The organism is Robinsoniella sp. RHS (genome assembly GCF_001029355.1).
Taxonomy (GTDB): Bacteria; Bacillota; Clostridia; order Lachnospirales; family Lachnospiraceae; genus Robinsoniella; species Robinsoniella peoriensis.
The window spans coordinates 1-9,047 of record NZ_JNGB01000107.1 but is presented as its reverse complement, the minus strand read 5'-3'; the positions used below and the strand labels follow the sequence as shown (position 1 = coordinate 9,047).

The following is a 9,047-nucleotide window of genomic DNA, read 5'->3' as shown; positions in this document are numbered from 1 at the left end:
CAAATACCATCAGGAACAGGCAAGAGAGATCATGGAGGCATATTTTGATCAAATGGATACGAAAAGATACTCCCTGAAAGCGATTGGAAATGCGTGTGAAAGCATTGTTTCAATGGTAAACCAGTATGCGGTGGGAGTGGGTGTGGATACTGATGATATCATGAGTGTATTTTATAAACGATATCTTTACTGCGATGACCTGGGTAAGATGAAAAATGAAATATCAGGTTATATTACGCTGATCATAAATTCTATTCAATTGAAAAGCCCGGATCAGAATCAGCTGTTTCATTCCGTTCAGGCTTATATCCAAAGAAATTATCACCGTAAACTGACCCTTCAGATGATTTCTTCTGAATTTTTTGTAACACCAGCGTATTGCAGCAGCCTTTTAAAAGAAAAGCTGGATAAAAGCTTTAATGAGTATCTGGGAGAGATCAGGCTGGAAAAGGCAAAGCAGTTATTAAAGGAAACAGATTTAAGTGCAGACCGTATTTCGGATGAAATCGGCTATTCCAATCCAAAATACTTTTTTAAGGTATTTAAAAAATTAACAGGTTTAACACCTTTAGAATATCGGGTAAAGGAGAAGAAAAGGAATGCTTTATAAATTAAAAACAGAGGCGCTGAGCGGGGAGGAGTTTCAGAATCCCGGATGTGAATACCGCGGAGCACCGTTCTGGGCGTGGAACTGCAGGCTGGATCAGAAACAATTGTTAAAACAGATCTCTTATTTTAAAGAAATGGGGATGGGCGGATTCCATATTCACTGCCGTGTAGGTCTGGATACTGGATATATGGGCAGAGAATTCCTGGAGGATGTGAAAGCCTGCAAAGATGAGGCAAAAAGGCAGGATCTGCTGTGCTGGCTCTATGATGAGGACCGCTGGCCCTCCGGCAGTGCAGGGGGAATGGTCACCAGGGAGCAAGCTTACCGTTCCAGGTTTCTGGTATTCCAGCCGGAGAACTGGACGGACGCTGCAGAAGAGACACCTATGTCAGCGGCAAAAGCAGTGCGGAGTAATCATAACAAGTTACTTGCAAGATATGAGATTAAACTGGATCCGAAAGGATATTTAATAAGCGGACGGGTTCTAAAACCGGGAGAAGAAGGGGGAAATGTATGGACAGCCAGTTTGGAGATCTCAGGTGATACGCCGTGGTTTAATAATCAGGCTTATGTAAATACCCTGGATAAGAAGGCAATTGACCGGTTTATAGAATTGACCCATGAGGTATATTACAGAGAGCTGGGGAAAGATTTTGGGGGACAGATACCGGCTATATTTACGGATGAACCGCAGACCAGCCACAAGGAAGTACTGGATACACCCTTTACATATAAACCGGTAATTCTGCCGTTTACAGATGATTTTGAGGATACTTTTTATAAATGTTTTGGCATATCGGTTCTGGATCATCTTCCGGAACTGATCTGGGAACTGGGAGAACAGAAGGCATCTCAGGTACGGTATCTGTACCACTTACATGTGTGCCAGCGGTTTTCAGAAGCTTTTGGGGACAATGCTGGAACGTGGTGCAGCAGCCATGGCATTGCACTTACCGGTCATATGATGAATGAGTGGACACTTCATTCCCAGACAATGGCAGCTGGGGAAGTGATGCGTCCGATGAAAGAATTTGGACTTCCGGGAATTGACATGTTATGTGACAGGCGGGAACTGTCCACCGCAAAACAGGCGCAGAGCGTGGCACACCAGTATGGGCGGGAAGGCGTAATGAGTGAAATCTATGGTGTAACCGGTTGGGATTTTGATTTTAGAAATCACAAACTTGCGGGAGACTGGCAGGCAGCTCTTGGAGTAACGGTCCGGGTTCCGCATCTGACCTGGGCATCTATGGAAGGTGAGGGAAAACGGGATTATCCGGCAAGCATCGGTTACCAGTCACCATGGTATAAAGAATATTCCTATATTGAAAATCATTTTGCCAGGCTTGCAGCGGTGCTGACAAGAGGCATGCCAGGGGTACGCATCGGTGTGATACATCCGGTGGAATCCTACTGGATGTACTGGGGGAATCAGAAGCAGACTGCCGTCATCCGCCAGGAATTAGAGTATAATTTTTCAAATGTAATCGATTGGATGCTTTACGGGCTTCTGGACTTTGACTTTATTTCAGAAGCACTCTTAAGTGATGGATCAAAATCATTGCACGGCAGCAGGGAAAAGTTCTGCATGGGTGAAATGAACTATGAAGTGGTAATTGTCCCCGGATGTCACACACTGCGTTCCTCTACTGTGGATAAGTTAAAGGAATTCGCCGCACATGGTGGAAAAGTCATATTTATGGGAAATATCCCACGTTATGTAGATGCTGTGGAAAGTAATGCCGTAGTCCTCCTCTCACAACAATGTGAAAAGATCCAGTATTCATCATCCCAGCTGTTAGAAGCATTAAAACCCTGGAGAGATATTGATATCTGTGTGGAAAATACAGAGGGAAAAGACCCCACACGCATGGAGCACAGAGAAAACGGGCTACGGTCTGCAAATATGTTCTATCAGCTCAGAGAAGAGGAAGAGCGAAAATGGTTGTTTATCTGCCATGTAAACAAACCCCAAAATGAGCATATTACCCATATGGAAAAGTGGGAAATTTGGGTGAAAGGAATTTACAGCCCTGTGGTTTATGATACCTTAAGTGGTGAGATTTACGATATTCATGCTGATTATGCGGATCAAAAAACTAAAATAATATATTATGGGTCACAGCATGACAGTCTGTTGCTGGAGTTGAAAAAAGAAAAGCAGGAAGAAAAAAAGCAGCAAGAAAAAAAGCAGCTAGAAAAGCCTAGCTTGTGCTATTCATGGGATAAAAGTGTGAGAGAAAAGAAAGATCTGCCCCAGCCGGATTCGTATCGCCTGACTGAGCCGAATGTATGTCTGCTGGATATGGCTGAATACGCATTTGATGATGGAGAATTCATGCCGGAGGAAGAAATCCTGCGCATTGACAATCTTTTCCGGAAAGAATTGGGTTATCCTCTTCGAATGGAGGCACTGGCACAGCCCTGGACGCAGAAAGAAGAAGAAATTCCCCGACATATTTTGAAATTAAGATTTACCATAGATTCAGAAACAGTAGTTGAATCGGCAGAAATTGCCATGGAGCATCCGGAAAATGTGAGGATGGAGTGGAATGGTGAACCTATAAATGGAGCGGATTCCGGCTGGTTTGTAGATGAGTGCATCCGAAAGAGAAAGGTGGGACAGATAAAAAAAGGTAAGAACCAATTGGTAATACATATCCCGTTTCAGAAGAAGACAAACGTGGAATGGTGCTATCTACTGGGAAACTTTGGGGTGCAGGTATCAGGCAGAATGAAGAAGCTGATAAAAATGCCCGGCGAATTACATTATGGAAACTTTGTAAACCAGGGATTCCCTTTTTATGCCGGAAACATGGAGTATGAGGTATCTGTTTATAGCAAAGAGGGCAGGCTCTGTCTGGAGACATCCCATTACCGTGGAGCGCTGATTACGGTAGATCTGGATGGAAAGAGAGGCGGAACAATTGCACTGGCACCTTATATACTGGATCTGGGCGAGGTGAATGAGGGATGGCATCGAATGACGATACGTCTGTACGGAAACCGTATTAATGCTTTTGGAGCGGTTCATAACGCAGATACACAGGAAGAGTGGTATGGACCGAATCTTTGGAGAACCACGGGAAATAAATGGAGTTATGAATATCAGCTAAAGGAAATGGGGATTTTAACTACCCCGCAGTTTTGGATTGCAGAAAAGGAGACAAATGATGATGATGAACTTTAAGGACGGAGTATATCCGGTAATGCTTACGCCATTTACGGAGAAAAATCAGGTTGATTATGAAGCATTGGGGAAAATAGTGGACTGGTATATAGATGCCGGAGCTGCGGGGCTGTTTGCAGTGTGCCAGTCCAGTGAGATGTTTTATTTATCGTTGGAAGAGCGGGCAGCTATTGCAGAATTTGTGGTCAAAAAGGCGGGTAAAAGAGCATCGGTAATAGCATCCGGGCATATCTCCGATTCTCTGGATGATCAGGCTGAGGAATTACAGGCAATTGCAGAAACAGGTGTGGATGCAGTAATTTTGTTAACAAACCGCTTAGCAGAGGAAACACAAAGCGATGAGATCTGGCTGGAAAATCTGAAGTATCTGCTGGAACGCCTGCCAAAAGACATGCCCCTTGGATTTTATGAGTGTCCTTATCCTTATAAAAGAATTATATCCCCGGAATTATTAAAGTGGTGTGCCGAAACCGGACGTTTCTATTTTCTAAAAGACACCAGCTGCGATATTGAAAATATAAAGGAAAAATTAAAGGTGATTAAGGGAACAGAATTAAAACTGTTCAATGCCAATTCAGCAACTCTTTTGGAATCTCTGGAATTGGGCGCAAGCGGGTACAGCGGCGTAATGGCGAATTTCCATCCGGAAATTTACACCTGGCTCACCGGTCATTTCCGTGAACAGCCTGAAAAGGCAAGATTAAGGAATGATTTTCTTACCGTAGCTTCATTTATTGAATGCAAGGCATACCCGGTCAATGCCAAATATTATCAGATGCAGATTGGCAATTTTAATTCACTTCAAACGAGAACGAAAAGTCCGGATCTTTGTAATGATACCGGCAGAAAAGAAGTGGAACAACTGGACCGTCTGACAAAATGGTTTGAGAAAACATTATGAGAAAACATTATGAGAAAACAATATAAGTCCGGGACATTTTTTGATGCAGCACTTATTTGCATAGAGAATACCGGTAAAGGAGTAAATAATGAAAAAGGTGAAAAAGGTATTGGTAACTGCCACAAACTATTCCAGGTACTGTGCTCCCGGTAAAAAACTGCTGATGGACTATGGTTGTGAAGTCATTGAAAATCCATATCAAAGACCTTTACAGTTTGAAGAATTAAAAGATCTGACCGGAGATGCAGACGGCGTAATCGCAGGTGTAGAATCCTGGAATGAAGAATTATATAAATTGTCACCCAACTTAAAAGGAATTGCAAGATTCGGGGTAGGAGTAGATAATATTGATCTTAAAGGGGCAAGAGACCATGGAATCACTGTTACAAACTGTCCGGGAGTGAATGCCCCGGCAGTAGCAGAACAGGCGGTTAGCCTGATGCTATGCCTGACCAGGCAGATTCCCTGTCTGTATAATGCAGTGAGAGAAGGCAGGTGGGACAGAACCATGTCTCATGAACTGCGCAGCCGTACGGTGGGGTTGTTGGGATTTGGTGCGATAGCCAGAAATGTGGCAAAGAGATTAATGGGATTTGAACCCAGAGTGATTGCGTATGATAAATACCCTGATTACAGACAGGCAGAGCAATACGGTGTAGAATTAGTCAGCATGGAAGAGGTGCTAAGAAACAGTGATATTATTTCCATGCATTTGCCGGCAAATGAAGAAACCAGGCATATCATTAACGAAAAAACTATTTCCGAAATGAAAGACGGAGTTCTTCTGGTAAACACCGCAAGAGGAAGCCTGGTGGACGAGGCAGCACTGGCAGAAGCGCTGCAGTCAGGTAAGGCCGGGGGGATGGGGACGGACGTGTTTGAACAGGAACCGGCGGATCTTACGAATCCGTTGTTTTCCTTCCCGCAATACATAGCCACACCTCATACATCAGCGGAAACGTTTGAGAATTGTGAAGAAACTTCTTTGGTGACTGCGAAGGCACTGATTGATATATTTGAGGGCAGAGTGCCGGAAAATAAGTTGGAAGTATAAGCGAAAATTAAATAGGGATGCTAAAATGGCTGACAGTTAGAATTAATTCTGACTGCCAGCCATTTTTTGCATCAAGAATTAAACATTGAAATGGTAGAAATAACCATTTGTGCATTGACGGTTATTCAAATAGAATAAATGGTGTGCTTAAAATTACAGTATTGTGTGTTTGTTTATCCATATAATTTACCGGCACAAGCTGTTATGATAGAGAAGAAAAAGTGAAGAGAGGCTGTATATGTATAAAATAATTATTGCAGAAGATGAACCGTTAGCACTTCGTTCTCTGAAAAATATGATTGACCGTCATTATCCAGATATGCAGGTGGTGGGAGAGGCCCGGTCAGGCGAAGAGGCACTTGTTTTAATTGAAGAAAAATCCCCTGATATGGTATTTTCGGATATTCGAATGCCTGTAATGGACGGTATTGAGCTGTTAAGGCAGATCAGGGCGCGCAATCTGGATATAGAACTGGTAATTATTAGCGGATATCAGGATTTTCAGTTTGCGCAGAGTGCTATTCGATATGGTGTTGTGGAGTATTTATTAAAACCAATCAGTTTAAATAAGATAAATACGCTAATGAATAAACTAAGAGATACTTTAAATGAAAAGTATCAAAAGAAACAGTATGAATGTTTTAGAAATTTAATCGTAAAAAATGATGCCACATTTTCGGGTATGAACAAATATTTGATGAATGACAGGTATTACATAGGGCTGATACGTAAAAAAGGCATTCCGTTTCGATATGGTATACAGATAAATGAACTGGAAATAAATTTTGATATGGATACCGGAGGACATTATTGGGTATTAGCATGCAGAGATGAATCCGAGGTTATTTTGATTTCAGACAGAGATATCGTAACAAAAATGAAAGAGTTTACCCGGGTCTGGTGCCGGGGAGAATATTATACTGCTGTTTATTCAGCAAAAAAGATCATGCTTCAAGACTTTGCGGATACAGTACATATACTGATAAAAGAAATAAACTCCAGAATTATAGTTTCAAAAACAACATTTATTGAGCTTAGCAGTTTAAAGCCTCAGGAAGATTATACAGTAGCCCTTACAGACTCGGTTATTGATCAAATAACTCATTATATTAAGGATTATAAGATTGAAGAACTTAAAAAAGCTATAATCCGCTTATTCAGTGAATGGGAAAGAAATGAATGCCCGCTTATTCATGTTGAGAAAAGCCTGCGGACAATCTTCTATTTTGCGTCAAAGTATATCCATACAGATACACTGGAAGACAGCATGCTGCTTGAAGAGGCGGTATGTTATGCCAACAATATGGGGGAATTAATGGAGAGCTTCTGGTTTGTTCTGCAAAGAAGCATTTCCCGGGGGAAGCCGGAAACAGAAAAAACTGGTAAAGAGATCTTTCTGGATTCCATAGAAGATTATCTGAATAATCATATAAATGAAGTTTTAAGTATGGAGATGGTCTGTGATTACTTTGGAATTTCACAAACATATTTTAGCAGGCTGTTTCGAACATATAAGAAAACATCATTTAAAGAATATTTTATGAAGATGAAAGTAGAAAAGGCAAAGGAGGTTATGCGTTTACAGCCCGATTTAAGGTTATGGGAAATAGCAAAAATGCTTGGCTATGAGGATGCTGCTTATTTTAGCCGTGTGTTTAAAAATATTACAGGGGAACTGCCGTCTGATTTTCAAAGAAGATTTGAAAAAAATTTTGAGGAGGATAAAAGGGATGTTAACAGGTGCAAAGTGGATTTGGGAAGAAAATAATCGATCAGATAATGACTGGGTTTATTTTAGAAAGAATTTTAAGGTAGAAAAAGAAGGTGATTATATTCTTTCTATATCAGCAGATACCAGATATTTCCTATATATAAATCAGAACTTATGCGTTCTGGACGGCGGGCTGTTCCGGGATGCATATGGTGAAAATAGTGGATATGCAGACAAGGTTGCCATTACGGATTTTATAAAAGCCGGGGTGAATGTTATGGAAATTCTTGTATGGCATTACGGTAACGGAGGAAGGAACAATGTGCCTCTTAAATCTGCAGGCTTGATCTTTGCATGTGAGGAGCTGGCTCTATACAGTGACTCTGCAACGAAGTGCCTGCGTCATCCATGTTATTTCGAGACAGACAAAGCGGAGCCATCCTATTTATATGGAGGTTTCAATATTGGCTATAATGCAAATTACCGAATAAATGACGAAATGCTTAAAGATGCTGTTGAATACTGTTGGGAAGATTTTGGGAGTCTTTATGAGCGTCCGGTTCCTCTGTTTTCTTTTTCGCCTGTCATTTCCGCAGAATATAGGAAATCTGACGGAAGATATGTATTAAAATTACCTACCGCCCTGCATGTCATGGCCTATATGGAAGTTGAAGCTGAGGGGAATGAAACCATAGAGATCAGAAATGACCGTTATACAGTAAATGGAGGGCCCGGAGATGAGATGAATCAATATGCGGGGCACATGACGGAATACATATGCCAAAAAGGATATAACCAATACCTGAATTATGATTATATGGCTTGTGAGGAACTCCATTTTTATATCCCGGATAGTGTTTCCATTATAAGGCTTGGATACCGTATTTGTGAGTATGATACGAAATTAATGGGTGTAATGCACACTGATAATGAGGAAGTTAACACTTTGATGAAAAAATGTGCCAGAACATTAAAATTCTGTATGAGGGATAATTTTATGGACTGTCCTGACCGGGAGCGGGGGCAATGGATCGGGGATGTCTCAGTCCAGGCACCTCAGATCTTTTATACATTGGATCGGAATGCGGTTTTACTGCTTAAGAAAGCTATACATAACTTCATCTCATTAAGAAAAGGTGATTGTCTGGTGGGTAATGTACCGGGTATCCATTCTAGCGAGCTTCCGTCCCAAAGTTTAAATGCAATCAGTGAATTAGGGATGATATCAGTCTACTATGAATTTACCGGGGATAGAGAGATTCTGGAAATGGCATTTGAACCTATGGTTCGTTACCTGAGGCTGTGGGATATGAATGAAGAGGGGATCGTAGAGAGCAGAACAGGTGACTGGTACTGGTTTGACCATCTGTATAACCAGGATAAGATTGTGTTGGAAAACACATGGTATTATATGGCACTCTCTTTTGCGAAACGTGTTGGGGAATGTCTGTCCAGGTTAGAGTACCATGATTTTCTTACAAACCGTATGGCCTCCATGGAACAGAAATTTGAAGAGCATTTTTGGAAAGGCAATTATTACGGAGTGGGTGAAATCGTAGATGAAAGAGCAAATGCATTGGC

At 41.5% G+C, this 9,047-nt stretch carries 6 protein-coding genes; all 6 read left to right on the top strand.

The features are described 5' to 3' along the window. Positions 1 to 610, top strand: a 610-nt coding sequence (locus RHS_RS24055; protein WP_047834593.1) for a helix-turn-helix domain-containing protein, incomplete at its 5' end; no start/stop codon positions are given. Beyond that, on the top strand, positions 600 to 3,800 hold the full coding sequence (locus RHS_RS24050) for a hypothetical protein (RefSeq protein WP_047834592.1): 3,201 nt from the start codon (positions 600 to 602) through the stop codon (positions 3,798 to 3,800). The genes RHS_RS24055 and RHS_RS24050, both read left to right, overlap by 11 nt. Then, a complete protein-coding gene (locus tag RHS_RS24045; RefSeq protein ID WP_395023484.1) occupies positions 3,781 to 4,701 on the top strand; it encodes a dihydrodipicolinate synthase family protein in 921 nt (306 codons plus the stop codon). The genes RHS_RS24050 and RHS_RS24045 overlap by 20 nt, the downstream gene beginning before the upstream one ends. Positions 4,702 to 4,789: 88 nt before the next feature. Next, a complete protein-coding gene (locus RHS_RS24040) occupies positions 4,790 to 5,755 on the top strand; it encodes a phosphoglycerate dehydrogenase (protein WP_395023482.1) in 966 nt (321 codons plus the stop codon). A gap of 238 nt (positions 5,756 to 5,993) precedes the next feature. Next, the gene (locus RHS_RS24035; RefSeq protein ID WP_047834590.1) at positions 5,994 to 7,523 is read left to right on the top strand and encodes a response regulator; all 1,530 of its coding nucleotides are present in this window, start codon (positions 5,994 to 5,996) and stop codon (positions 7,521 to 7,523) included. Beyond that, a partial coding sequence (locus RHS_RS24030; RefSeq protein WP_047834589.1) for a family 78 glycoside hydrolase catalytic domain occupies positions 7,486 to 9,047 on the top strand: 1,562 nt, incomplete at its 3' end. The genes RHS_RS24035 and RHS_RS24030, both read left to right, overlap by 38 nt.

What these genes read in the sequence shown, in the direction of transcription:
- RHS_RS24045 (WP_395023484.1), top strand. Translation starts at nt 3,781, where the DNA reads ATGATGATGATGAACTTTAAGGACGGAGTATATCCGGTAATGCTTACG.
- RHS_RS24050 (WP_047834592.1), top strand. Translation starts at nt 600, where the DNA reads ATGCTTTATAAATTAAAAACAGAGGCGCTGAGCGGGGAGGAGTTTCAG.
- RHS_RS24035 (WP_047834590.1), top strand. Translation starts at nt 5,994, where the DNA reads ATGTATAAAATAATTATTGCAGAAGATGAACCGTTAGCACTTCGTTCT.
- RHS_RS24040 (WP_395023482.1), top strand. Translation starts at nt 4,790, where the DNA reads ATGAAAAAGGTGAAAAAGGTATTGGTAACTGCCACAAACTATTCCAGG.